Source organism: Roseibium sp. Sym1, from assembly GCF_027359675.1.
GTDB lineage: Bacteria > Pseudomonadota > Alphaproteobacteria > Rhizobiales > Stappiaceae > Roseibium.
In genome coordinates this window covers 139053-163467 of record NZ_CP114786.1, presented here as the reverse complement: position 1 = coordinate 163467, position 24415 = coordinate 139053, and the positions used below count along the sequence as shown (strand labels likewise).

Sequence of the window (24415 nt, the reverse complement as noted above, 5' to 3'; positions counted from 1 at the left end):
CGCCCGTCATGGCGCCCATGCGCAAACTACTCGTTCCCACGCTGGCAGCAATTGCCGCGCTTGTCGTTCTGCTCAATCTCGGCTTCTGGCAACTTGATCGCCTGGCCTGGAAGGAGCATCTCATCGAGCAGGTAAGGGCGGGTGTCGCCAGCCAGCCGGTTCCGGCACCGGGGCCCGGGGACTGGTCGGCACTCACCGAGGAGGCGGATTACCGGCATGTCAGTCTGAACGGCCACTTCCTGGAGGGAGCGGTGTTCTATTACATTGCCCTTGAAAAGCCCGTTGGCCGCGTGGGCGGGCCGGGCTTGATGGTTTATGCCCCGTTTGAAACGGATGACGGCTGGGTGGTCCTGGTCAATCGCGGCTTTGTTCCGCAAGGACTGGACCCGGCCGAACGCGAGGCCATTACGACACCGCCGGAAGGTGACTGGCGGTTGACGGGCCTGCTTCGGCTGAGCGAGAAGCCGAACTGGACCACGCCCAAGCCGGACCCGAATGACAGGATCTGGTTCGCGCGCGACACGCATGCAATGGCCGAGCTTCTGGGCGTCTCGGAAAGGTCCGTAGCCCCCTACAGCATTGATCTCGACGCCGAGTTCACGCCAACTTCGGGCTTGCCCCAGGCCGGCGAGACCATTGTCCGGTTCAAGAACGATCACCTGGGCTATGCACTTACCTGGTTCGGCCTGGCGGCCACCTTGATCGGTGTTTACCTGACCTATGCAGCGAGCATCCTCTGGCCGCGCAGGAAGGGCGATGGGTAGAGGTCCCGGTTCCGGGTGAAAAAACTTGTGCCGTGTCATGAAAAAGGGCCCTTTCGGACCCTTCAGCATTTTCGGTCTGCTGGCGATGGTCAGCCAAGCGCTTCCAGGATCGCGGCGGCACCGGTCTTGGTGGCTTCGCCCGGGGTTTCTTCGACTGCCAGGAAAGTGACCTCGCCATCCTTGGCAATCAGCGCGAACCGCTGCGAGCGCAGGTGGCCGAAAATCGGCGCCGGTCCGAGGCCGAGCCCGGCCGCCTCAACGAACTTGGCGGCGGTGTCGGACAGGAAGGTGATGCTGTCACCGGCGCTGGAGGCTTTCTTCCAGGCGTCCATCACGAACACGTCGTTGACGGACACGACGGCGATCGTGTCCACACCCTTGTTCTTCAGCGTCTCCGCGTGTTCGACAAAGCCGGGCAGGTGGTTCATGTGGCAGGTCGGGGTAAAGGCACCGGGAACGCCGAACAGCACCACGGTCTTGCCGGAGGTGAGGTCCGCGACCGTCATCTCGCCGGGACCGTCCGCGGTCATGATATTGAAAGTGGCCTCCGGAAGGCGATCTCCAACCTTAAGTGTCATAGCAACTGTCCCTTGTGTGACCGGCTGCGAAACGGAGCAGCCCGCTGCACAGATAGGGCGTTTGAACGCACGCGTCGAGTGTGATTGCCGCAAAAGCGGTTCGGATGTCGGGCCCGTGGCCTTGCTATTGCGTCCAGCTGGAAGGGATCGGTTCCAGATGCTCGATCGCCTCGCTGCCCGCGGTCAGGACAAGGCGCAGCGTGGTGTCGGTGTCCGTCGTTGAAAGTCCCTTGGTGGACAGGGTCCAGGCCGCCTTGCCCGTTGGGCGGCTCGCCGGTTTGGGCAGGGCTATGTAGGATCCGTCGGGCCCCGCCGCAAAGAGATCCGCCTCCGCGGCTCCGCCGACATCTGCCTCGATAACCAGCGCGTCACCGGTTTCGCCCATCGTGACGGACCGGATCCGCAAGCCGTCCTTGCCGGCCTGTGTGGGGACATTGTCCAGGTCCCGCCGGATCAGCCGTTCGGCAAGTGTGTCCTCGCTTGCGGAAGGGGTCAGTTCGAGCGTCAGCGCCGCATCGCCCGGGACGCAGATATCACTGCAGATGCCGAAAAACAGGTCAAGGGAGAGAGACACCGCCTTGGCGGGATCTTCCGGTGTGACCTTGAGGGGCAGAACGATGCCGTCATGATAGACGATCGATTCCGAAAAGCCGTCGTTGTAACGCTCCGGGACAGGGTAAAGCACGTCCAGAGACCGGACGTTCGTGCTGCCTTCGGTGGCGATCTGTGGCGGTATGCCCGCCTCACCCGGATAGCGCCAGTAGGTGTGCCAGCCCGGCTCCAGCATGAACTCAAGGCCTGCCAGATACTGCCCGTCGTCGATCGGTCCGGACGTGATCAGGCGCACGGCACCTCCATGGACTTCGGTCCAGTCGGTCGTCTCCGCGAGACCGGGAGCGGGCAGAAGCGGAAGAAGCACGGCGAAAAGAGCGGATAGGCGTTTCATGGTCTTTTAGCTACACCAGTTTCGGGCCAGCGTCATCGGTCACAAGACGTCCGGCGGGTCATATCCTCGTGACGGTCTTGTGAGCTCCACGGAGGGCAGGTCGCGCAAACAGACATTAACAAAGCCGGGCAAAGAGGCTATGCTTTCCCGGAGGCGGTGGGCGTCAACCAGGTACGAGGTACGCATGGACGGAACCGAAGCAACAGACACCCTCGAAGGTCAGTTTCTGATTGCGATGCCGAGCATGGCGGACAGCCGGTTCGAACATTCCGTGATATACATGTGTTCACATTCCGAGCAGGGCGCCATGGGGCTGGTGGTCAACCAGGTCGCCCGGCATCTATCCCTCGAGGAACTGCTTATCCAGCTTGATATCCTCAACGACGAGAGCGCGATCCGCCTGCCGCCGAAAATCCGGGACATGAACGTTCACAAGGGCGGACCGGTGGAGGTCGAGCGGGGCTTCGTCCTGCACAGCGACGATTTCATGCTCAACCAGTCCACGCTGACGATCGACAACGGCATCTGCCTGACGGCGACACTCGAAATCCTGCGCGCGCTCGCGCAGGGCGCCGGTCCGAACCAGGCAATGCTCGCACTTGGCTATGCCGGTTGGGGCCCCGGACAGCTGGAAACCGAAATCCAGTCCAATGGCTGGCTGACGGCCGAAGCAGATCCGGACATTCTTTTCGACCCGGATTCCGGCAGCAAGTGGCACCGTGCGCTCGGTTCGCTCGGTATTGATCCGGCCATGCTGTTTTCCGACGCCGGACACGCCTGAGGGCGGGAGCGCCGGCTCTTCTCCGGTCCTCCATGGTCATCATTTTAGCCAAAAGCGACTTGCGCTTGATTGTTCTGGCGCGTAAGTCGCATGAATGGCATGGTTTGTTTCAAATCTGCCGGGTTTCAAGTAGTCTGAATGTCCGGCTCAAAGGGCAGGGGACGGCAAGCGTCCCGCAACGATGACAAAAAGGAAAGTTGCGCGGTGAAATATATCAGCACGCGTGGGGAAGCTCCGGTTCTGGATTTTTCAGATGTCCTGCTGCAGGGGCTCGCACGCGATGGCGGTCTTTATCTTCCTGAAACCTGGCCGCAATTCGATGCGGCGACCATAGCCTCTTTCGCCGGCAAGCCTTATCAGGATGTCGCCCTTGAAGTCATCCGGCCGTTCGTGGGCGAGGCCATTGCCGAAGATGTTCTCAAGGCGATGATCGACGAGGCCTATGCCGGCTTCCGGCACCCGGCGGTGACGCCGCTGGTGCAGACAGGCTCGAACACCTTCATTCTGGAATTGTTCCACGGCCCGACGCTGGCGTTCAAGGATGTCGCCATGCAGCTGCTTGGCCGCATGATGGATCATGTCCTGAGCGAGCGCGGCCTGCGCGCGACCATTGTCGGCGCGACCTCCGGCGACACGGGCGGCGCCGCGATCGAGGCGTTCCGGGGCCGCGACCGGACCGATATCTTTATCCTGTTCCCGGACGGGCGCGTGTCGAACGTGCAACGTCGCCAGATGACGACGCCGGTGGAAGACAACGTCCATGCCCTGGCCCTGACCGGCAACTTCGACGATTGCCAGGCGATCGTGAAGGGCATGTTCAATCATTTCGCCTTCCGTGACCGGGTAATGCTGTCCGGCGTCAACTCGATCAACTGGGCGCGGATCCTGGCGCAAATCGTCTATTATTTCGTCGCCGGTGCCGCACTCGGTGCACCGCACCGGAAGGTCTCCTTCACGGTGCCGACCGGCAATTTCGGCGATATCTTTGCCGGATATGCGGCCATGCAGATGGGCCTGCCGGTGGAAAAACTCATCGTCGCGACCAATGTCAACGACATCCTGGCGCGCACGCTCGAGACGGGCCGCTATGAAAAGCGTGGCGTGACACCGACGATCTCCCCGTCCATGGATATCCAGGTCTCGTCCAACTTCGAACGGCTTCTGGCCGAAGTCAGCGGCCGCGACGGAGATGCCGTGCGGCGCATGATGAACCAGCTTGGCCAGTCGGGCAGTTTCACCATCGAGGCGGAGCCGCTGGAAGCGATGCGCGCGGTGTTCGGCGCCGGCCGCTGTGACGAGGCGGAAACGGCCGCGACAATTGCCGAAACCTGGCAGGAGGCAGGCTACCTCCTTGACCCGCACACCGCGATCGGTGTGCATGTCGCCAAGGCCCACGAGGACGGAACGGTGCCCATGGTGGTACTTGGCACCGCCCATCCTGCCAAATTCCCGGATGCTGTTGAAAAAGCTGCCGGCGTTCGCCCGGATCTTCCGGAAAACCTGAAAAAAATGATGACTGCGGAGGAGCGCCAGCAGGTTCTGGCGGCTGAGCAGGGCGTGGTGGAGCAGTTCATCGAAGAACACGCCCGGGCCGTCACCGCTGGGGTGTAGCTATATGAATGTAAAAACAACTGTGCTCGAAAATGGCATGACGGTCGTGACCGACCAGATGCCGCATCTCAAGACGGCGGCGCTCGGCGTCTGGGTCCGCACCGGGTCACGGGCGGAAACGGTGCACCAGAACGGCATCACCCATCTCCTGGAACACATGGCCTTCAAGGGCACCAAGACGAGAACGGCGCGGGGGATCGCCGAGGAGATCGAGGCGGTCGGCGGGGAGCTCAATGCCTCCACCAGCATTGAACACACCAATTATTACGCCCGCATCCTTGCGGAAGATGCGCCGCTGGCGGTCGATATCCTGGCCGACATTCTCCAGAACTCGACCTTCGACGCCCAGGAACTGGTGCGTGAGCAGCATGTGATCCTGCAGGAGATCGGCGCGGCCAACGATTCCCCCGATGACCAGGCATTCGACCTCTTTCAGGAAACGGCCTGGCCTGACCAGGCGATCGGAAGACCCATCCTGGGCACGCCGGAGACTGTTCAGGGCTTCAACCGCGATGCGCTGAACGCCTATCTCGGCGAACGCTACCGTGCTCCGGACATGGTCCTGTCGGCTGCCGGTGCGGTTGAACACGATGAACTTGTCGCGCTGGCGCGGGAAAAATTCGGCAGCTTCAACAGCGAACCGGCGGCGGCCGAGGCCGATGCCAGCTACCGTGGCGGTGAGACGCTGCGGCCCAAGGAACTCATGGAAGCGCAGGTGCTGATCGGTTTCGAGGGACGGCCGTACAAGTCCGAGGACTATTACGCCATCCAGATCCTCGCATCCATTCTGGGCGGCGGCATGTCCTCGCGGCTGTTCCAGGAAATCCGTGAGAAACACGGTCTGTGTTATGCGATCTACAGCTTCCACTGGGCCTTTTCCGACACAGGCCTGTTCGGGCTGCACGCCGCCACCAGCCAGGAAGACCTCGGCGCCCTGATGCCGATGATCGCCGACGAACTGGTGTCTGCTTCCCAGACCATCACCGATGACGAAGTGGCGCGCTCGCGTGCCCAGATCCGCGCCGGCCTCATGATGGCTCTGGAAAGTCCGGCAGCGCGTGCCGGCCAGATTGCGCGCCAGATTCTGGTGCACGGCCGTGTGCTTCTTCCGGACGAGATTTCGAGCAAGATCGAAGCGGTGACCGCTGCCGACATCCGGCGGGTTGCCCACGAAACCTTTGTCGGCACAGTGCCGACGTTGACCGCAATCGGTCCGGTTGACGGCATCATGAACACGAGCGAGCTCGCAGAAAGGCTCCAGCAGAGCCCGGTTCTGCGTGCGGCATCCATGTGAGGTCCGGTGCGCAGGCGTCGAACCTGAGGAACAAGGCGGAGAGCGGAGCATGGCGCTGCTACGTCCAGGAACATCACCTGATGCCGAACTGCTGATCGAGGCAGGCGGTTATTACCTGCGCCCGCCGATCATGTACGATTTCAAGCCCTGGTCGGTCCTGCGCGAGGAAAGCCGCAGGTTTCTCAAGCCCTGGGAACCGCTCTGGCCCTCCGACGACCTGACAAAGACGGGGTTTCGCAGGCGGCTGCGCCGTTACGCCAGGGACCGCAAGGAAGGCCGCAGCCTGTCGTTTCTCCTGTTCCGTGCAAGGACCGACGAGATACTCGGCGGCCTGACGCTCAGCAACATCCGCCGCGGTGTCAGCCAGACTGCGACACTTGGCTACTGGATGGGCGAGCGCCACGCGGGAAAAGGGCACATGTCGTCTGCCGTCGCCATGATCTTGCCGTTTTGTTTCGACGTTTTGAACCTTCATCGAATAGAAGCGGCCTGTTTGCCGACAAACATGCCGTCCATCCGTTTGCTCGAAAACGCCGGTTTCCAGAGGGAAGGCTACGCACGCAACTATCTGCTGATCAACGGCTCGTGGCAGGATCACCTGCTGTTTGCCTGCCTGGCGGAAGACCATGCGTCGCGGCCTTCAAAAGTGGCCCCGAGCGTTGAGGGTATCTTGAAAGAATTCTTGTGACATGCGCCTCAAACCGGTACTTGTTCGCCCCATGTCGATAATAAGACCGGATATTACCAGTAGCGTGTTGAAAAGCTTCGCCATTGCTTTGACGTTGATTGCGGTGTTGTTCGCGGCCCTGCCCGCGCGGGCGCTGGAACCGATCTCCGTGCCGATCGATATCGGCGCGCTCGATATCACCAACTCCATTGACCTGCACCGCGAGGCGGGAACCCGTTTGCAGGTGTCCACCGCGCCGGGGGCCGACGGCATCGTGCGCCGCATCGAGGTGCCTTCGCGCGACGGTTCGAACACCAACTGGGCGGTGTTCGCGCTCGCCAACACCAGCGACGAGCAGATCGACCGGCTGATCGTCGCGCCGAACTACAAGCTGGTCGGCTCCGACCTGTTCTGGCCGGACCTCGGATCATCACGCATCGCGGCGATCACACCCAGCCAGGGCATTGCGCCGGAACGGCAGAAAAGCCTGGAAGCCGATGTGTTCCTGGTGACGCTGGATCCAGGATCCATCGTCACCTTCGTCGCGGAAATGACGACACCGAACCTGCCGGAAATCCGGATCTGGGAGCCGGATGTCTATGAGGAAACCGTCAACGCCTACACCCTTTACCGCGGGATCATCCTGGGCATTTCAGGTCTTCTGGCCCTGTTCCTGACCATCCTGTTCGTGGTCAAGGGCACGGTCATGTTCCCGGCGACCGCGGCACTGGCATGGTCGGTGCTCGCCTATTTGTGCATCGACTTCGGCTTCTGGGGCATGGTCTTCAACCTGGAGGGCGGTGGCAGCCAGCTGGCGCGGGCCTGCGCGGAAGTGATGCTGGCGGCCAGCCTGATCATCTTCCTCTATGCCTATCTCAACCTGAACCGCTGGAACATCCATTACTCCCACCTGGCACTGACCACGCTGATCCTGATCCTGGGTCTTCTCGGGGTCGCCGTGTGGGATCCGTCCATTGCCGCCGGCGTCGCGCGCCTGGCACTGGCGGTGATCGGCCTTTTGGGCTTCGTCACCATTGCCGTCCTGGCCTTCCAGCATTACGACCGCGCCATCCTGCTGATCCCGACCTGGTGTCTCCTGATCGCCTGGCTCATCGGCGCGGCCATGACCGTGACCGGGTATCTTTCCAACGACATCGTCCAGCCGGCTCTTGGCGGCGGCCTGGTGTTGATCGTGCTGCTGATCGGCTTCACCGTGATGCAACATGCCTTTGCCGGCGGGGCGATCGCCCAGGGGCTGATCTCCGACATCGAGCGCAAGGCACTGGCCCTGACCGGTGCGGGCGACATCATCTGGGACTGGGACATCGACCGGGACCGCATCTACACCGGCAACGAGGTCGAGGATCTTCTCAACCTGAAGCGCGGCACGCTCGAGGGGCCGGCCCGCGACTGGCTGGACATTCTGCATCCCCAGGACCGGGACCGCTTCCGGGCTACGCTCGACGCGGTCATCGACCAGCGCCGCGGCAAGGTGGTGCAGACCTTCCGCCTGCGTTCCGAGGACGGCCACTTCCGCTGGTTCCGCCTGCGCGCCAGGCCGATCATCGGCTCGGACGGCGAGGTCATCCGCTGTGTCGGCACGCTGCTGGACGTCACCGAGGAGCGCACCGCCGAGGAACGGCTCCTGCACGATGCGGTGCATGACAACCTGACCGGGCTGCCCAACCGCGAACTGTTCGTCGACCGGCTGCGCACGAGTGTCGTCCGGGCCAAGGCGGAGGAAACCGGCAAGCCGACCGTGCTGGTGCTCAATCTCGACCGTTTCAAGCAGGTCAATGACAGCATCGGCCTCAGCGCCGGTGACAGCATCCTGCTGACGGTCGCGCGCCGTCTCGGCCGCCTGATCGGCCAGCAGGACACGCTCGGGCGCCTGTCCGGAGACCAGTATGGCCTGGTGCTCCTGTCCGAAAAGGAACCCGACCGGGTGGTCGCCCTGGCCGACGCGCTGCGCAAGGCGGTGCGCGCGCCGATCACCTTCGGCGACCGGGAAATCTTCCTGACCTGTTCCGTCGGCATCTCCTTCTTCGAGGGCGGCAAGCAGGGCGTCGAGGACATGCTCACCAATGCGGAGATTGCCCTCAACCACGCCAAGAGGCTCGGCGGCGACCGCCAGGAAGTGTTCCGGCCGATCCTGCGTCCGCTCGACAAGAACATTGTCGACCTGGAAGCGGATCTGCGCGAGGCGATCAAGAAGGAGACCCTCGGGGTGTTCTTCCAGCCGATCATCCGCCTGGAAGACCAGGGCGTCGCGGGTTTCGAGGTTCTCGCCCGCTGGAGCCATCCCAAGCGCGGCAAGATCTCGCCCTCCGAGTTCATTCCCGTGGCCGAACAGTCCGGACTGATCAACGAACTCGGCATGTACATGCTCGACAAGGGCGCGCAGCAGCTGGCGTTCTGGCAGCGTGAATTCCCGTCGCCGCGCCCCCTGTTCGCCTCCGTCAACCTGTCGTCGCGCCAGCTCCTGAAGCAGGACCTGATCAACGACGTGAAGGCGGTGCTGTCGCGGACGTCCGTCGAACCGGGCACCTTGAAGCTGGAACTGACCGAATCTCTCGTCATGTCCAACCCGGAATATTCCGCCAAGGTGCTGGAACGCCTGCGGGGACTGGGCGCCGGCCTGTCGCTGGATGATTTCGGCACCGGCCACTCCTCGCTGTCCTATCTGCAGCGCTTCCCCTTCGACACGATCAAGATCGACCAGTCCTTCGTGAAGCCGAACGGGACCTCCGCCCGGCCGGTCCTGCTGCGGACCATCGTCGCCATGGGGCACGACCTTGGCATGTCCGTCGTGGCCGAAGGCGCGGAGAGCGAGAACGACGCGCTGGAGCTTTACCAGCTCGGCTGCGAGTATGCCCAGGGCTTCTTCTTCGGCGAAGCCGTGTCCGCCAACGAGGCCACCAGGATCCTGCGCAAGATGCCGGCGGAGACCGCGGAGACGGCTTGATCTGGCAGGGTCAAGCCTGTCCGTGAATTTGCCGCTTCGGCTGTATCTCAAATAGCATACGAACGCTTCATCGTCATGCCATGGCTTGACCCACTGCTGTCCGGTTTAACGCGGCTCAGTTACAACAGGTCATTGATTCATTGTCGATATTTACGCTTCTCCTAGTCCAGGACACGCAGTGCCTTACCACTTGCACCCCTCTCCCCCCTGGAGGGGGAGATGTCCGGGAACCGGACAGAGGGGGGCGCAGCGGTTCCTCGTATTCGGAAAAGGCCTTGTATGCTGAGAGGTTGAGCCCCCCCTCTGTCTCCTTCCGGAGACATCTCCCCCTCCAGGGCAGGGCAATCGCATTTGACTGACGTCCTGTCCGCAGTCGCCAAATATACCTCTCCCACTGGGAGAGGTCGGACCGAAGGTCCGGGTGAGGGGACAGACTTTTCTGCAGGTCTCAGGCGTTTGTTCCCTCACCCCAACCCTCTCCCACAGGGAGAGGGAGCCATGCTCTGCCAAATGCGATTGCCCAGCCCTCCAGGGGGGAGAGGGGCGCAGATGGTAAAGCCCTGCGTGTCCCGGATCGGGAGAAGCATAAATATCGACAATGAAACAATGACCTGTTGAAACTGAGTGGCGTTAAACCGGACACCAGTGGAGCAAGCCCTGCAAGGACGGAGAGAGTGGTCTCGAGCCGGCACAACAAAATCCTGTGAGGCTGACTTTCCCCTATGGCACCAGCACCGGCACCGTCTTGTCGGTCTGGTGGATGTCCAATGGCGTCGCGCCGAAAGGATCGCCGTCGATCTGGGCGGCCACGGGCTCTTCCGCGGTGATCCGCGCGTTCCGAAAGGGCGTGACGGAAGCGCCGCGTGCCTTGTGGATCCGGCCGAAAAGCAGTGCGATGCCATAGCAGAAGGTCGACCAGGGGTCGTCCCGCTCCAGCACCAGCATGTGCAGTCCCGGTTCCGTCGCACCGCTCGGGCAAATTACGAAGGATCCGCCGTAGTGCCTGGCATTGCAGGCAACGGCAAGCTTGCCCGTTGAGCGGACGCCGTCGAGCTCGATGTCCAACCGGGGTGCCTTGCGCTTCAGTCCTTCCCGGATTGCGGTGACGACATAGGCGACCTTGCCCAGGCGCCGCTTCAGGGCCAGCGGCACGGCATGAACGATCTCGGCGTCGAGGCCGGTGGAAGCCATCAGCACGAACGGCCGGCCATTGGCGAGGCCGAAATGCAGCGGTCTGGTGTTGCCGCGGTGGATCATTTCGGCGATGGCCGCGGCCTCGCGCGGCAAGGCAAGCTCCAGGGCGAGCACGTTTGCCGTGCCGAACGGGATCACGGCGAGCTGCGGCGGTTCAGGATGATCCAGGAAACCGGTCAGGGCCTCGTTGATGGAGCCGTCCCCGCCCGCGACCACGATGGTCCTGACGGGCAGAAGCGGATCGGAGCAGATTTCGCCGATCTCGCCTGCATGGCGTGTCAGCCTGATTTCGGTCTTGTTGCCGAGGTCTTCCAGTCGCTTGCGGACATCGTCCAGGAAGTCCGCGTTGTACCCGCCCGATGTCGGGTTGGCCATGATGAGGACCTTGCCCGGTGAATCGGGAACGATCGTATGCGATGGCGCCACCGGGCCGGACCTCCTGGAATTTCTCAAGCGATGGCCTTTGCAGGTAAGACAGGTTTCAGGGGTTATTCGCCGCCCTTGTAAGGGGCCATGCCACCACGTGCCAGCTCATCCGCGCGCTCGTTGTCCGGATGCCCCGCATGCCCCTTGACCCAGTGCCAGTTGACATCGTGACGTTCCCGGGCTGCGTCGAGAGCCTGCCAGAGATCCGCGTTCTTGACCGGCTTGTTCTGTGCCGTCCGCCAGTTCTTTCGTTTCCAGCCGTGGAGCCATTCGCGGATGCCGCTGCGCACATAGGTGCTGTCGGTATAAAGATCGATGGCGCAGGGGCGCTTGAGCGCGTTCAGCGCCTCGATGGCAGCCGTCAGTTCCATGCGGTTGTTGGTGGTTTCCGCCTCGCCGCCCTTCAGCTCCTTCTCGTGGCCGCCGAAGCGCAGAATGGCGCCCCAGCCGCCCGGTCCAGGGTTTCCCGAACAGGCCCCGTCGGTATAGATCGTCACGCGGTTGCCGTCGCTCATCGTTCCAGTCCGTAGGCTTCTGCGGTTTCGACTTTCTGGTGAAACCGGAGCTTTTTCAGATATTCCATCGGGTCCTTGGGGGTTACCAGCGCGCCTTCCGGAACGCTGAGCCAGTCATAGAGCCGGGTCAGCAGGAACCGGAGCGCGGCGCCCCGGCACAAGGTCGGCAGGGCATCGAATTCCGACGGGCCGAGCGGGCGCACTGCGCTGTAGCCCTTCAGCAACGCCTTTGCCTTGGTCACGTTGAACGACAGGTCCAGTTCGAAGCACCATGCGTTCAGGCAGATGGCGATGTCATAGGCAAAGGCATCGTTGCACGCGAAATAGAAGTCGATCAGGCCCGAAAGTTCGTTGCCGAGGAAAAAAACGTTGTCCGGAAAGAGGTCGGCATGGATCACCCCGCTCGGCAGGTTCGCCGGCCAGACGGCCTCCAAATGCGACAGCTCCCGTTCGATCTCGGCGCCGAGGCCGGCCTGCACGGTGTCGCTGCGGTCTTCGCATTGCTGAAACAGCGGCCGCCAGCCGGTGACATCCAGGGCATTCTTGCGGAACCCGTCATAGTCGGCACCGTCAAGGTGCAGCTCGGCCATGGCCTTGCCGAGTTCGGCGCAGTGATCGGCCCGCGGGCGTTTGACCCACATGCCTTCCAGAAAGGTCACGAGCGCCGCCGGACGGCCCGCCAGCGTGCCGAGCAGCGCACCGCTGCGCGATTCCACCGGCGTCGGGCAGGACAGCCCTTTCCCGGCAAGATGTTGCAGTAAATTCAGGAAATAGGGCAGATCATCGGGGTTCACACGCTTTTCGTAAAGCGTCAGGATGAAGGACGCCTTGTCCGTGTGAACGAGAAAATTGCTGTTCTCGACACCTTCTGCGATGCCCTTGTAGGACAGCAGGCGCCCCACGTCATAGGTGTCGATGAAGGCACTCAGTTCCTCATCGCTCACTTCGGTATAAACTGCCATGCTTTTATCCGGTGGCTGCCTGGGACGGGCTGATCGTTTCCCGGAGTTCCCGCGGCAGGTTGAAGGCAATGGTTTCTTCGGCTGTGCGCAGGATTTCGACTGTGACGTCGAACCGTTCGGCGAAGGCGTCGATAATTTCCTCGACCAGGGTTTCGGGTGCCGAAGCGCCCGCTGTCAGGCCCAGGGCGCTCGTTCCTTCGAAGTCCCGCCAGTCGATTTCAGCCGCGCGCTGAAGCAGGACAGCCGTGCGGCAGCCGGCGCGCTCCGCGACCTCGCGCAAGCGCTGGGAATTGGAAGAGTTCGGCGCGCCGACCACGATCATGGCATCGACACGAGGGGCCACGTGTTTGACAGCCTCCTGCCGGTTGGTGGTGGCGTAGCAGATGTCTTCCTTGTGCGGCGCGACGATTTCGGGGAAGCGGTCCTGCAGGGCAGCCACGATTCCGGCCGTGTCGTCGACCGAGAGCGTGGTCTGGGTGATATAGGCCAGCGGCCGGTCCGACTTCGGCTGGAACCGGCGGGCATCGTCCTCTGTCTCGATCAGGGTGACGGTGCCTTCGGGGAGTTGCCCCATCGTGCCGATGACTTCCGGATGACCCGAATGGCCTATCAGCAGAACCTCGCGATCGCGCCGGAAATGGATTTCGGCTTCCTTGTGCACCTTGGAGACGAGCGGGCAGGTGGCGTCGAGATAGAACATCTTGCGCGACTGGGCATCGGCCGGAACGGATTTCGGCACGCCGTGGGCGGAAAAGATCACCGGCCGGTCGGAATGCTGTTCAGGCACTTCCTCCAGTTCCTCGACGAAAATGGCGCCCTTGGCCTTCAGGCCGTCCACAACGTACTTGTTGTGCACGATCTCGTGGCGCACATAGACGGGGCGGCCGTATTTTTCGAGCGCGAGTTCGACGATCTGGATCGCCCGTTCGACACCGGCGCAGAAGCCGCGGGGGGCGCACAGGTAAACGGTCAGCGGTGGTTTTGCATGTTCTGTTTCGGTCATGAGGTGCTTTCGACACTCCTGTCTGCGCGCAATAAGGGCTTGCGGGTCTGCCGTGTCAAGAGAGGTGCGGTGAAGTGCGCACCAATAATCTCCTTTGGCATGAAGCCGCAATGTGCCGGTTCAAGGTTTGCGCGCAACAAGTCTCGCCAAGCATTCCAGCACCTGCTATGAAGCCCGCCAACAAATATGCATGAATATGGACAGAATATGAGCAGTGCGAATCCCGCCGTCACCGGCAGAACCCTGAAGGCAATCGCGACCATCGGTCTCTTCGCGGCAGTTTTGGGCGGTTGCGGTGGCGGGGCGGACAGCGTTGCCGGGAAAATCATCTCCGGCGGCCAGGAACCGATAGAAATTTCGCCGGAAACATTTGCAGCGCCCGTTCCCTGTCCGCCGATGCAGCTGAAATCGAACACCCACCTGATCAGGAAATTTGTCCGCGGCAAGGACGACGATCCGCAGGGGCTGCTCTATCAGGCGACGATCAAGGACTGGGCGAACACCTGCACACAGGAACCGGACGGGTCCCGTCGCATCAAGATGGGTCTGTCGGGTGACGTGACCACGGGGCCCGCCTGGAAAGGCGGCGAGGTGGTTTTGCCGTTGCGGGTCGCCATTCTATCGGGCGAGAGCGGCGACAAGCCGCTTGCCTCCGAACTCCTGACCGTTCCGGTCACGGTCGGGGCCGGTGCGCCGAGTGAAACCTGGACGCTGATCGAGAACAAGTTCACCGTTCCGGCCGGCCGGAGCGCGAAGGTCGTGTTCGGCTTCGACGAGGGCCGGCGCCGATAGCGGCTGCCGCAAGACCCGCCGCTTTGGCTGCAGGCAACAGCGTTGCCTGGCAATCAGTCCGGTATCCAGGATCAGGGACCTGGGCAAAATCGCGTGGCCGCGATGTCGCATATTGACAAGACCATGTCCGGCTCGCACAATCGCGCCGCAATCGGGGTCGTCCCCCGGTTGGCGTGGCAACACGTTCATGTTTGTGCGGGAGAGGCCGGGTGAAAGCATCCCGGCGCCGAAGGAGCAACCGCCCCGGAAACTCTCAGGCTAAAGGACCGCACAGACTCAAACGCTCTGGAAAGCAGTGCTCCGCAGGGTTCCCGCGCGGACTGCTCACCGAAGGAGTAACCGGATGGTGCCACGGCGTCTGAAGGGAAATCTCTCAGGTACTCGGACAGAGGGGGTGCAGACAGACCAGGGCCCGGACGGGCCGGTTTGGGACTGCGCAACCCCGAACACGAGGACCGTACATGGCGGAACCCGTTGCAGAGACTGATCTGAAACAAACGCCTCTTCACGACCTTCATGTCGAACTTGGTGCCCGCATGGTGCCCTTCGCCGGTTATGCCATGCCGGTGCAGTACAAGGCCGGGATCATGGCCGAGCATCTGCAGACCCGCTCGAAGGCGGGCCTGTTCGACGTCTCCCACATGGGCCAGGCCTTTCTGGTCGGCCCGGACCATGAAACGACGGCACGGGCGCTCGAGGCCCTGACCCCCTCCAATTTTGTCGAACTCGGCCTTGGCCGGCAGCGCTACACCGTTCTTCTGAACGACGAGGGCGGCATCATCGACGACCTGATGGTGACCCGGTCGGTGTCCGAAGAGGATGATGGCCGCCTGATGCTGGTCGTCAATGCGGCGCGCAAGGATGTCGACTATGCGCATTTCCGGTCGAGACTGCCTGAAAATGTCCGCCTGGAAGTGGTTGAGGACCGCGCCCTGATCGCGGTTCAGGGGCCGGAGGCGGTCGCAGCGGTTGCCGCCCATGCGCCGAAGGCAGCCGACCTTGCCTTCATGTCGGCGGCCCCGATGGAATTCGACGGCATCGATTGCCATGTCGCCCGCGCCGGCTATACCGGCGAGGACGGCGTGGAAATGTCCGTACCGGCCGGGGCGGCGGAAGCGATCGCAAGAGCGCTGCTGGCGGACGAGCGGGTCGAGCCGATCGGGCTCGGCGCCCGTGACAGCCTGCGCCTCGAGGCGGGGCTGTGCCTTTATGGCCATGACATCGACGAGATGACCTCGCCGGTGGAAGGGGCCATCACCTTCTGCATGCAGAAACGCCGCCGCGAGGAAGGCGGTTTCCCGGGTGCGGAGAGGATCCAGCGCGAGCTGGCCGAGGGGCCGGGACGCGTCCGCGTCGGCCTGCGTTTGGACGGCAAGGCGCCGGCCCGCGAGGGGGCGGAAATCGCGCTGCCCGACGGCGCGGTTGTCGGCACGGTCACCTCGGGCGGTTTCGCGCCGACCGTCGGCGCGCCGATCGCCATGGGCTATGTGCCTGCCGAACATGCCGCAATCGGCACAGCGCTGGAGCTTGTCGTGCGCGGCCGGCGTCTTCCGGCAACCGTGGCCGAGATGCCCTTCGTGCCGAACCGCTATTACCGCAAACCCAAATCATAAAACATTCCAGAGAATGGACCTGAACACATGACAACCTATTATTCCAAGGACCACGAGTGGATTTCCGTCGATGGCGACGTCGCCACGATCGGCATCACCTCCTATGCCCAGGAACAGCTGGGCGACGTGGTCTATGTCGAGCTGCCGGAATCCGGCAAGACGCTGTCCCAGGGCGATGAGGCCGCTGTTGTGGAATCGGTCAAGGCCGCCAGTGAAGTCTATGCCCCGATCGACGGCGAAGTCGTCGAGGCGAATGATGCACTTGCGGACGAGCCGGCGAAGGTCAACGAGGATCCGGAAGGTGCGGCCTGGTTCCTGAAGCTGAAGGTCGGCAACACCGCTCAGCTGTCCGACCTGATGGACGAGGCTGCCTACAAGGCCTACGTGGAGACACTGTAATTCATGGCAGGGCACTACTACACCGCACAGGTAGAATGGGCATGTGACGGCGACTATGCCGGCAATGCCTATTCCCGCGGGCATATCTGGCGCTTTGACGGTGGCCTGGAAATCCCGGCAAGCGCCTCGCCCACTGTGGTGCCCCTGCCATATGCAGTCGAAGCCGCGGTCGATCCGGAAGAGGCTTTCGTCGCCGCGATCTCGTCCTGCCACATGATGTCCTTCCTGGACCTTGCGCGCCGGGCGAATTTCGTCGTGTCCAGCTACCGCGACAACGCACAGGGTGAATTGAGCCGTGTCGCGCGCGCCAAGATGGCCATTACGAAAGTGGTGCTGAAGCCGTCCATCACGCTTGTGGCGGCGGAAGAACCGGATCCGACCTGGCTGACCGACCTGCACGAAAAGGCGCATGAAGTCTGCTTCATCGCCAATTCGGTGAATTGCGAGATCGTGGTGGAGCCCGAACCGCTCCGCCTCGTCGCGCCTTGAAGCAAGCGGAGCGATAGGACCACGGGATGTCCCGTGTCATCCCGGACGACGCGAAGCGGAGATCCGGGGCCTGCTCGCCCATCAACCGGCCGCAGCGGTCGTCGCCTGGAAACGCGAACGCCGCCAGTCCCGGACCAAATGAACCGCTCTGCAAACGAGTGGGTCCCGGCTCTGCGCTGCGCTTGGCCGGGATGCCACCGGTGATAGTCCGGGACTCGTTTGCCAAGCACCTCAAACCCTTGGGAGCTGCCTGATGCGCTACCTGCCTTTGAACGATACCGACCGCAGCGACATGCTCGCACGGATCGGCGTCAACTCGATTGACGACCTGTTTGCGGACATTCCGGAAAATGTCCGCATGAAAGAGCTTCTGGACCTGCCGAAGCGCGCCAGCGAAATGGAAGTGGAACGCAAGCTCTCCGCCATGGCGGCGAAGAATACCTCGGCCGGGTCCGTGCCGTTCTTCGTCGGAGCGGGTGCCTACAAGCACCATGTGCCGGCCACGGTGGATCACCTGATCCAGCGGTCCGAATTCCTGACGTCCTACACGCCCTACCAGCCGGAAATCACGCAGGGCACGCTGCAGTACCTGTTCGAGTTCCAGACCCAGGTCGCGCGCCTGACCGCCATGGATGTCGCCAACGCCTCCATGTATGACGGCTCCACCGGCACCGGCGAGGCCGTCCTGATGGCCCACCGGGTCACCAAGCGCAACAAGGCGGTGCTGTCCGGCGGCCTGCACCCGCAGTACCGGGAAGTGGTCGAGGGCCTCTCCAACATGGCAGGCGACCGGGTCGTCAGCCTGCCGGCCGATCCGACCGGCACGGAAGACATCCTTTCCCAGATCGACGACGAGACTTCCTGCGTGGTGGTTCAGTCGCCGTCCTTCTACGGCCAGATGATCGACCTGAGGCCGATCGCCGAGAAGGCGCACCAGCACAAGGCGCTGCTGATCGCCGTCTTCACCGAAGTGGTGTCGCTTGGCCTGATCGAGCCTCCGGGAACACAAGGAGCGGACATTGTCGTCGGTGAAGGCCAATCTATCGGCAACGGCCTCAATTTCGGCGGGCCTTACGTGGGCCTCTTCGCCACCCGCCAGAAATATGTCCGCCAGATGCCGGGCCGTCTCTGCGGCGAGACCGTCGACGCGGAAGGCAAACGCGGTTACGTGCTCACCCTGTCGACGCGAGAGCAGCATATCCGCCGCGACAAGGCGACCTCGAACATCTGTACCAATTCCGGGCTCTGCTGCCTGGCCTTCACCATTCACATGTCGCTGCTGGGGCAGGCGGGCCTGACGAAACTCGCCCGCATCAACCACGGCAACGCGGTGAAGCTGAAGAAGCTTCTCGCCGGCGTGCCGGGTGTCGAGGTGCTGAATTCCGCCTATTTCAACGAGTTCACCATCGCCCTGCCGAAAGTGGCCGAGGACGTGGTCGAAGAGCTCGCGACACGCGGCATCCTGGCCGGCGTGCCGGTCTCGCGCCTGGAGCCGGGCAACAAGGACCTGGCCAACCTCCTGGTTGTCGCCTCGACCGAAGTGAACACAGACGAGGACCGCGCGGCCTTCGCAGGCGCGCTGAAGGAGGTGCTGGCATGAGCATGAACACGCAAGGCCGCCCGACCAAGCCGGGTGAAGCGGACGGGGCGTTCCATCCGAAAACCTTTACCGGCAACCGCGGTCTCGACATGGAAGAACCGCTGATCTTCGAATTCGGCTCGCTGGAAACCACCGGTGTCGATCTCGACGAGGACGACGGCGCCGAATTTGAACTCGGCGGTTTCGAGCGCACGGCCGAGATCGGCCTGGCGGGTCTCGCCGAACCGGAAGCCATGCGCCATTACGTGCGCCTGTCGCGCAACAACTACGCGATCGACAGCGGGCTCTATCCGCTCGGCTCGTGCACGATGAAGCACAATCCGCGGCTGAACGAGAAGATGGCCCGCCTTCCGGGCTTCGGCGACATCCACCCGCTGCAGCCGGTCTCTTCGGTGCCGGGCGCGCTGGAGCTGATCGACGAGCTGGCCCACTGGCTGATGGTCTCCACCCACATGTCCGCCGTTGCCATGAGCCCGAAAGCCGGTGCCCATGGCGAGCTTTGCGGCATGATGGCGATCAAGGCGGCGCATACGGCGGCCGGCCGCGATCCGAAGATCGTGCTGGTGCCGGAGAGCGCCCACGGCACCAACCCGGCAACGGCCGCGTTGCTCGGATACAAGGTGGTCAACATCGATGCCAAGGACGACGGCACTGTCGATCTTGGTGCGCTGAAGAGCACCATCGCCGAGCATGAGGGCAACATCGCCGGCATCATGCTGACCAACCCGAACACCTGCGGGCTGTTCGAGCGCGAGGTCAAGCAGATCGCCGACCTGATCCATGCCGCGGACGCGTATTTCTACTGCGACGGCGCCAACTTCAACGCCATCGTCGGCAAGGCCCGTCCGGGGGATCTTGGCGTCGACGCGATGCATATCAACCTGCACAAGACCTTCTCCACGCCCCATGGCGGCGGCGGTCCGGGCTCCGGTCCGGTGGTCCTGTCCGAGCGCCTGGCGCCCTATGCGCCGTTGCCGTTCATCCGCCGGACCAATGACGGTCTTGAGCTGGTCGAAACGGATGCGGCAACCCTGGACGGCGAGCAGCCCTTCGGCCGCATGACCGCCTTCCACGGCCAGATGGGCATGTATGTGCGTGCGCTGTCCTACATGATGAGCCACGGCTCGGACGGCCTGAAGCAAGCCTCCGAGGATGCGGTGCTGAATGCCAACTACGTGCGCGTCGGCCTGCAGGACCTGATGAGCCTGCCCTTCGGCGAGCGTCCCTGCATGCACGAGGTGCTGTTCGACGACAGCTTCCTCAAGGACACCGGCGTGACCACGCTCGACTTTGCCAAGGCGATGATCGACGAGGGTTATCACCCGATGACCATGTATTTCCCGCTGGTCGTTCACGGCGCCATGCTGATCGAGCCGACGGAATCGGAAAGCCGGGCCGCTCTCGACCTCATCGTCGCCACCATGCGCGACCTGGTCATGAGTGCCAAGCGCGGCGAGACCGACCGTTTCTCCGGCGCGCCGTATCTTGCCCCGCGCCGCCGCCTTGATGAAACCGGCGCGGCCCGCAAGCCGGTGCTCAAGTGGAGCGAACCGGAACCGGCGGAAGTCACTCCGGCAGCCGCCGAATAAGCGGTCTCGGCATTTGTCGTACAGGATTGGAAAGCCCCGGCTTCGGCCGGGGTTTTTGTTTGTGGTCCCTCAGGCCTGCGCCGTTACCACATTCGATACATGGGGAAAGCGGATGGCCTTGCCGTCGTAGCAGTCGCCGAGTTCGGCCAGGAAGTCGGTGAAACAGGCGCGCCGTTCCTCGTCGGAAAGCAGGGAGAGCTTGTCTCCCGTGTGCATGCCGCCCATCGCTCCCGCGGCATAGGCGTATCCGTCCGGGTGATGCAGCTGGAGGGATACGGTCTCCACACTGACCTCGCGAAATCCGGCCGCATCGAAATTTGCCCGAATTTCCTGCGGATCGGACAACTGGCAGATCGCGCGCACCGCTGCTCCGGCCTCCGGCCCGGCATGTTTTTCAAGCGCCGCCGACTGCGCCCGCAGCAAGGGATTCTCGGACAAATCGCGGGAGACACAGAAGGCCACGCGCGCACCCTCGGCAAGAACCCGGTGCAGTTCACGCAAGGCGCCGACACGATCGGGAAAGAACTGGAGCGCCTGCTGGCAATAGGCAAGATCGAACGTGTCGCCGGCAAAGGGGAGGTTGCCGGCATCGGCTTCGAACCATTCCGCCATGATCCCGGCTTCCCCCGCCTTTGCAGCCGCAACGGCGAGCATGCCGGCGCTCATGTCCACCCCGGCAAGTTTTGCGGGGACGACATCCTGCCGGGCGACCTCGCGTGTCACGGCACCGGTTCCGCAGGCGAGGTCCAGGATCCGGTCTCCCGCTGACGGCGGTTGCCGCCGCAGCATTTCCCTGGCCCAGGGCTGGAAGATCACCGGAACCATGACGCTGTCATAGCGCTCGGCGAAGGTTCCGTTCTGACGGTTGCTTTCATGCGTGGACATGGCTGTCTCCGATCCACAAACCTGAAGCACAGTATAGGCCAAGCCTTCGCAGTGGGCACATTGTCATGTTTGCCCGCCGGACCGAATGCGAAGCAAGTCGGTATATTGACAATCTAATTGTCATTATGACATACATATTGTCGAAAAGAGGTGCCGCTTGAGGAAATCTGTCGAGCTCTACGAGATCATCCGCCTGATCCGGCCGGTGCACCGGCGTCTGGCGCGGGCGGTGGAGGCGAAGCTGGAAGGAACCGGCATCACGGTCGGCATGCGCGCCGTCATGGAGGTGCTGGAGGAGGCGGGAGCGATGTCCGTGCCTGAAATAGGCCGCGTCCTGTTCCTTGCCCGTCAGCAGATCCAGCTGATCGTGAATGCGCTGGAGGAGGGTGAGCTTGTCGAACGCCGGCCGAACCCCGCCCACAAGCGTTCGGCGCTGTTCGTATTGAGCGAACAGGGAGCAACCGTGTTCGGCGAAATCCGCGCGAAGGAAAACGACGAGATAGATGCGGTCTGCGAGCTGTTCTCCGAAGAGGATCTCAACGCCGCCCAGAAGGTGCTTTGCACCATGCTCGATCATTTTGCCGCGTTCGAGGACGACCCGGACCGGCCCCAGTCCCTGGAATAACTCCCTGGAATAACTCCCAGGAACAACTCCCTGAATGGAGGCCTGCCATGACCGGACTATGGACTGCGATCGGACTGGGGGTGCTCTCCCTCGTGGCCTATATCATCCTGTCGCTCGGAAAACTGTCGAGGCCCACGAGAGGTATCTTGATCGACAGGGCGGTGCGGCCCGAAACGGCGCTGGTCGTGATCGACGTCCAGGAGGATTTCACCCGCAACACCGGCAGGCATGCCTTCGATCCGGAAAAACGCGACGCGGCGCTCGGTGCCATCTCGCGGGAAATCGAGACGAGCCGGGCTGCCGGTCACGAGGTCGCCTTCATCCGCAATGTGTTCCGGGACTGGCCGGTGGTCGTCGCCATGAAACTGACCGCGGGTGGTGTCGGAACGCCGGGCCGGGAGGGGCTCAAGTTCGACCGCACGCTCGACGTCGGCGACGCGCCGCAATTTGAAAAATCCATCGGCGACACGTTCAGCTGCCCGGATTTCGAGGCCTGGCTCGCGGAAAAACGCATCGGCCGTCTCATCCTGGTTGGCCTGGATAGCTGTTATTGCGTCCAGCTCACCGCCATGGGCGCGCTCGCCCGCGGCTATGCGGTCGAGATCCGCGAGGATGCGACGCTGACGACGCAGCCGGAGAAATGGGCCGGCCTGAAACAGGACCTCGAAACGGCCGGTGCCGCGCTCGCCTGAGAGCCTGGCCGCGACACCGATCCCGTTGAGGGCTTATGCCTGGACGGCGACGAGATCCTCACGTCGTTCGTGCTGTGCAAGCAGATGGCTCATCCAGCTGTTCCGGTTCCTGACGAAACCGCGCAGCAGATCCGGGTAATCGGCGGACACCGCGTTCTGCACGGAGCTGCGGGCGGCAAGCCGGCGCCGCCAGGTGGCGACCCTTTCAAGACCATCGAGGACGTCGAGCGCGACGAAGGTCTCGAACACGTCGAAATAGCGGAACACCGGCGCGAACGCCGCGTCCACAAGGGAAAAGGACGCACCGGCAAAGAACGGCCCTGCCGCGTCGATGACCGTGTCGAGATGCCGGAAACGGGCCTTCAGCGCGTCCGAGGCTGCCGTGAAACCGGTGTCGTCCCTGGCACTGTAAAGCGCGCCGATCCCGTTCAGGACCTGTGAGGCGAATTCGACATAGGCCCGGTGCCGGGCGCGGTCGACCGGATCCTCGGGATGCAGTTTCGGTGCGTATGTTTCGTCCAGGAATTCCACGATCGGCGCGGATTCGAACAGGTAGCGGTCTTCGCCGACCTTCAGCAGCGGCACCTTGCCGAGCGGCGAGGCGGCCCTGAACCAGTCCGGCTTGTCGGTGAGGTCGATCATGATCCGCTCGAACGGGACATCCTTTTCGGCAAGGGTGATGGCGGCGCGCTGCACATAGGGGCAGAGCGTGTGGCTGATCAGGGTGAGAGGTGTCGGCATGGGAGTCTCCTTTTCATGCAGCTGCATTCAAATAAATGCATTTGCATGAAAATTCAAGATTGATGCACCTGCATAAAGTTTCTAAGTCTTGGGCATGGACAAGAAACCCGAGACATCTGCCGATCCGATCGACGTCTGGGCGCGGCTTCAAAGGGCAAGCGGCGCCGTGCTGGCGCGGGTGGAAAGCCGTCTGAAGGTGGAGGGTTTTCCGCCTCTCGCCTGGTATGACATTCTTCTGGAGCTGCGGCGTGCGGACGGCCAGGCCTTGCGGCCGGTGGAGATCGAAAAGCGTATCCTGCTGGCGCAATACAACGTTTCGCGCCTGATCGATCGGCTGGTTGCCGCCGGTTACGTGGAAAAGCGCAGGAGCAAGGAGGACGGGCGCGGCGTGGTGATCTGCCTTCTGCCGGATGGCGCGGCGCTTCTGGACACCATGTGGCCGTGCTACCGGGACGCGGTGGAAACAGAGTTTGCCGCGCATCTAGAAACAGGCGACGCGGAAACGCTCTGGAAGATCCTTGGACACCTGTTGCCGGGAGACGGGCGTTCGCCTTGAGTGAACACACTGTTTCCGGCAACAGTGGGACCAAGTGCGTATAAGGGCGGAAACCAGGTGACCTGAAAAGGACAGTCATGAGCGACGGCACGCAACTTGATCAACGCACCGGCCTGCCCGAGGAATGGCTGTTTCTCCTGAAGGAGCACCCGCGCGAGGACTGGCCGGGTCATGGCAATCTCGGGCCGCTCACCGAATTCTGGCTGGCGCGCCACAACGGTTTCCGGCAACTGGGAAAGACGCTGGACGAGCTGCTGTCGGAATTCCGGGAGGATCGCATTCCGGTCGACCGCTTCGGCAGGCTGTTCGGGCCGCGCCTGCAACAGTTCCTGTCCGAGCTGCATCACCACCACATGATCGAGGACCACCACTACTTCCCGGTTTTCATGGCGGCGGAAAAACGTCTGGTCTCCGGTTTCGAGCTGCTGGAAGGGGATCACGAACTGATCCACCACCGGATCGAGGCCGCGGTGAAAAGCGCCAACAAGCTGTTTGGCCAGATGGGAACCCGGGACCGCGACGCTATCCGCCGGGCGGCGGACAATTTCGCCGGTGTCAGCGACACCCTGATCTCCGGCCTGATGCGCCATCTCGACGACGAGGAAGACCTGATCGTGCCGCTGATCCTGGATCGCAGCGAGCGCGAGCTGGGGCTGTCGTGAAGGAGCCCCTTTCTGGGTTGCCTCAAGTCTGGATCTGGCACATGCCGGGCCATACCCTCTGTGTCA

General features: G+C 62.9%; 24 protein-coding genes and 1 riboswitch. Of the genes, 16 read left to right on the top strand and 8 right to left on the bottom strand.

Annotated elements, in window-relative coordinates; translation table 11 throughout:
- Nucleotides 1-17 precede the first annotated feature (17 nt).
- A complete protein-coding gene (locus O6760_RS00750) occupies nt 18-764 on the top strand; it encodes an SURF1 family protein (protein ID WP_269583586.1) in 747 nt (248 codons plus the stop codon).
- 89 nt (nt 765-853) lie between these two features.
- On the opposite strand, the gene O6760_RS00745 is transcribed toward O6760_RS00750, so the two are convergent.
- Together O6760_RS00745 and O6760_RS00740 are read right to left on the bottom strand one after the other, a co-directional pair.
- Nucleotides 854-1342 (bottom strand): peroxiredoxin, encoded by a 489-nt coding sequence (locus O6760_RS00745; RefSeq protein WP_269583585.1) that lies wholly within the window; start codon nt 1340-1342, stop codon nt 854-856.
- Nucleotides 1343-1466: 124 nt separating this feature from the next.
- Nucleotides 1467-2288, bottom strand: coding sequence for a protein-disulfide reductase DsbD domain-containing protein (locus tag O6760_RS00740; RefSeq protein WP_269583584.1), 822 nt, complete (start codon nt 2286-2288; stop codon nt 1467-1469).
- A gap of 184 nt (nt 2289-2472) precedes the next feature.
- On the opposite strand from O6760_RS00740, the gene O6760_RS00735 reads away from it, so the two are divergent.
- From O6760_RS00735 to O6760_RS00715, 5 genes are all read left to right on the top strand, one after another.
- On the top strand, nt 2473-3069 hold the full coding sequence (locus O6760_RS00735; RefSeq protein WP_269583583.1) for a YqgE/AlgH family protein: 597 nt from the start codon (nt 2473-2475) through the stop codon (nt 3067-3069).
- Nucleotides 3070-3273: 204 nt separating this feature from the next.
- On the top strand, nt 3274-4680 hold the full coding sequence (thrC, locus tag O6760_RS00730) for a threonine synthase (RefSeq protein WP_269583582.1): 1407 nt from the start codon (nt 3274-3276) through the stop codon (nt 4678-4680).
- A 4-nt stretch (nt 4681-4684) separates the two neighbouring features.
- Nucleotides 4685-5974, top strand: coding sequence for a M16 family metallopeptidase (locus tag O6760_RS00725; RefSeq protein WP_269583581.1), 1290 nt, complete (start codon nt 4685-4687; stop codon nt 5972-5974).
- A 49-nt stretch (nt 5975-6023) separates the two neighbouring features.
- Nucleotides 6024-6662, top strand: coding sequence for a GNAT family N-acetyltransferase (locus O6760_RS00720; protein WP_269583580.1), 639 nt, complete (start codon nt 6024-6026; stop codon nt 6660-6662).
- Between the two features lie 31 nt (nt 6663-6693).
- Nucleotides 6694-9606, top strand: coding sequence for an EAL domain-containing protein (locus O6760_RS00715; protein ID WP_269583579.1), 2913 nt, complete (start codon nt 6694-6696; stop codon nt 9604-9606).
- 720 nt (nt 9607-10326) lie between these two features.
- Here O6760_RS00715 and O6760_RS00710 read toward each other — a convergent pair.
- From O6760_RS00710 to ispH, 4 genes are all read right to left on the bottom strand, one after another.
- Nucleotides 10327-11226 (bottom strand): diacylglycerol/lipid kinase family protein, encoded by a 900-nt coding sequence (locus tag O6760_RS00710; RefSeq protein WP_269583578.1) that lies wholly within the window; start codon nt 11224-11226, stop codon nt 10327-10329.
- A 62-nt stretch (nt 11227-11288) separates the two neighbouring features.
- Entirely contained in the window at nt 11289-11741 is a 453-nt protein-coding gene (gene rnhA / locus O6760_RS00705) for a ribonuclease HI (RefSeq protein ID WP_269583577.1), read from the bottom strand.
- A complete protein-coding gene (gene thrB, locus O6760_RS00700; RefSeq protein WP_269583576.1) occupies nt 11738-12703 on the bottom strand; it encodes a homoserine kinase in 966 nt (321 codons plus the stop codon). The genes rnhA and thrB overlap by 4 nt, the downstream gene beginning before the upstream one ends.
- 4 nt (nt 12704-12707) lie before the next feature.
- Nucleotides 12708-13706, bottom strand: coding sequence for a 4-hydroxy-3-methylbut-2-enyl diphosphate reductase (ispH, locus tag O6760_RS00695; RefSeq protein ID WP_269583575.1), 999 nt, complete (start codon nt 13704-13706; stop codon nt 12708-12710).
- A 207-nt stretch (nt 13707-13913) separates the two neighbouring features.
- Between ispH and O6760_RS00690 the strand changes: the two genes are divergently transcribed.
- The 6 genes from O6760_RS00690 to gcvPB all read left to right on the top strand — a co-directional run bounded on the left by O6760_RS00690 (nt 13914) and on the right by gcvPB (nt 20188).
- The gene (locus tag O6760_RS00690) at nt 13914-14498 is read left to right on the top strand and encodes a hypothetical protein (RefSeq protein WP_269583574.1); all 585 of its coding nucleotides are present in this window, start codon (nt 13914-13916) and stop codon (nt 14496-14498) included.
- Between the two features lie 186 nt (nt 14499-14684).
- Nucleotides 14685-14777: riboswitch (glycine riboswitch) on the top strand.
- A gap of 182 nt (nt 14778-14959) precedes the next feature.
- Nucleotides 14960-16111, top strand: coding sequence for a glycine cleavage system aminomethyltransferase GcvT (gene gcvT, locus O6760_RS00685; protein ID WP_269583573.1), 1152 nt, complete (start codon nt 14960-14962; stop codon nt 16109-16111).
- Between the two features lie 27 nt (nt 16112-16138).
- The gene (gcvH, locus tag O6760_RS00680; protein WP_269583572.1) at nt 16139-16510 is read left to right on the top strand and encodes a glycine cleavage system protein GcvH; all 372 of its coding nucleotides are present in this window, start codon (nt 16139-16141) and stop codon (nt 16508-16510) included.
- Between the two features lie 3 nt (nt 16511-16513).
- Nucleotides 16514-16999 carry an OsmC family protein gene (locus O6760_RS00675; protein ID WP_269583571.1) on the top strand — a complete coding sequence of 162 codons (486 nt, stop codon included), beginning with the start codon at nt 16514-16516 and terminating at the stop codon, nt 16997-16999.
- Between the two features lie 253 nt (nt 17000-17252).
- Nucleotides 17253-18599: an aminomethyl-transferring glycine dehydrogenase subunit GcvPA gene (gene gcvPA, locus O6760_RS00670; RefSeq protein WP_269583570.1), complete on the top strand. Its 1347-nt coding sequence runs from the start codon at nt 17253-17255 to the stop codon at nt 18597-18599.
- Complete coding sequence (gene gcvPB, locus O6760_RS00665; RefSeq protein WP_269583569.1) at nt 18596-20188, top strand: aminomethyl-transferring glycine dehydrogenase subunit GcvPB; 1593 nt, start codon at nt 18596-18598, stop codon at nt 20186-20188. Before gcvPA ends, gcvPB begins: the two co-directional genes overlap by 4 nt.
- A gap of 69 nt (nt 20189-20257) precedes the next feature.
- Here the strand turns inward: gcvPB and O6760_RS00660 are convergent, their stop codons facing one another.
- Nucleotides 20258-21073, bottom strand: coding sequence for a class I SAM-dependent methyltransferase (locus O6760_RS00660; RefSeq protein ID WP_269583568.1), 816 nt, complete (start codon nt 21071-21073; stop codon nt 20258-20260).
- 157 nt (nt 21074-21230) lie between these two features.
- On the opposite strand from O6760_RS00660, the gene O6760_RS00655 reads away from it, so the two are divergent.
- Together O6760_RS00655 and O6760_RS00650 are read left to right on the top strand one after the other, a co-directional pair.
- Nucleotides 21231-21698, top strand: a complete 468-nt coding sequence (locus O6760_RS00655; RefSeq protein ID WP_269583567.1) for a MarR family winged helix-turn-helix transcriptional regulator — start codon at nt 21231-21233, stop codon at nt 21696-21698.
- Nucleotides 21699-21745: 47 nt separating this feature from the next.
- Nucleotides 21746-22390 carry a cysteine hydrolase family protein gene (locus O6760_RS00650; RefSeq protein ID WP_269583566.1) on the top strand — a complete coding sequence of 215 codons (645 nt, stop codon included), beginning with the start codon at nt 21746-21748 and terminating at the stop codon, nt 22388-22390.
- Nucleotides 22391-22423: 33 nt separating this feature from the next.
- On the opposite strand, the gene O6760_RS00645 is transcribed toward O6760_RS00650, so the two are convergent.
- Entirely contained in the window at nt 22424-23131 is a 708-nt protein-coding gene (locus O6760_RS00645) for a glutathione S-transferase family protein (protein WP_269583565.1), read from the bottom strand.
- 94 nt (nt 23132-23225) lie between these two features.
- Here O6760_RS00645 and O6760_RS00640 point away from each other — a divergent pair, with 94 nt between their 5' ends.
- Both O6760_RS00640 and O6760_RS00635 read left to right on the top strand, forming a co-directional pair.
- Complete coding sequence (locus tag O6760_RS00640) at nt 23226-23687, top strand: MarR family winged helix-turn-helix transcriptional regulator (RefSeq protein ID WP_269583564.1); 462 nt, start codon at nt 23226-23228, stop codon at nt 23685-23687.
- Between the two features lie 77 nt (nt 23688-23764).
- Nucleotides 23765-24349 carry a hemerythrin domain-containing protein gene (locus tag O6760_RS00635; protein WP_269583563.1) on the top strand — a complete coding sequence of 195 codons (585 nt, stop codon included), beginning with the start codon at nt 23765-23767 and terminating at the stop codon, nt 24347-24349.
- Nucleotides 24350-24415: the final 66 nt, after the last annotated feature.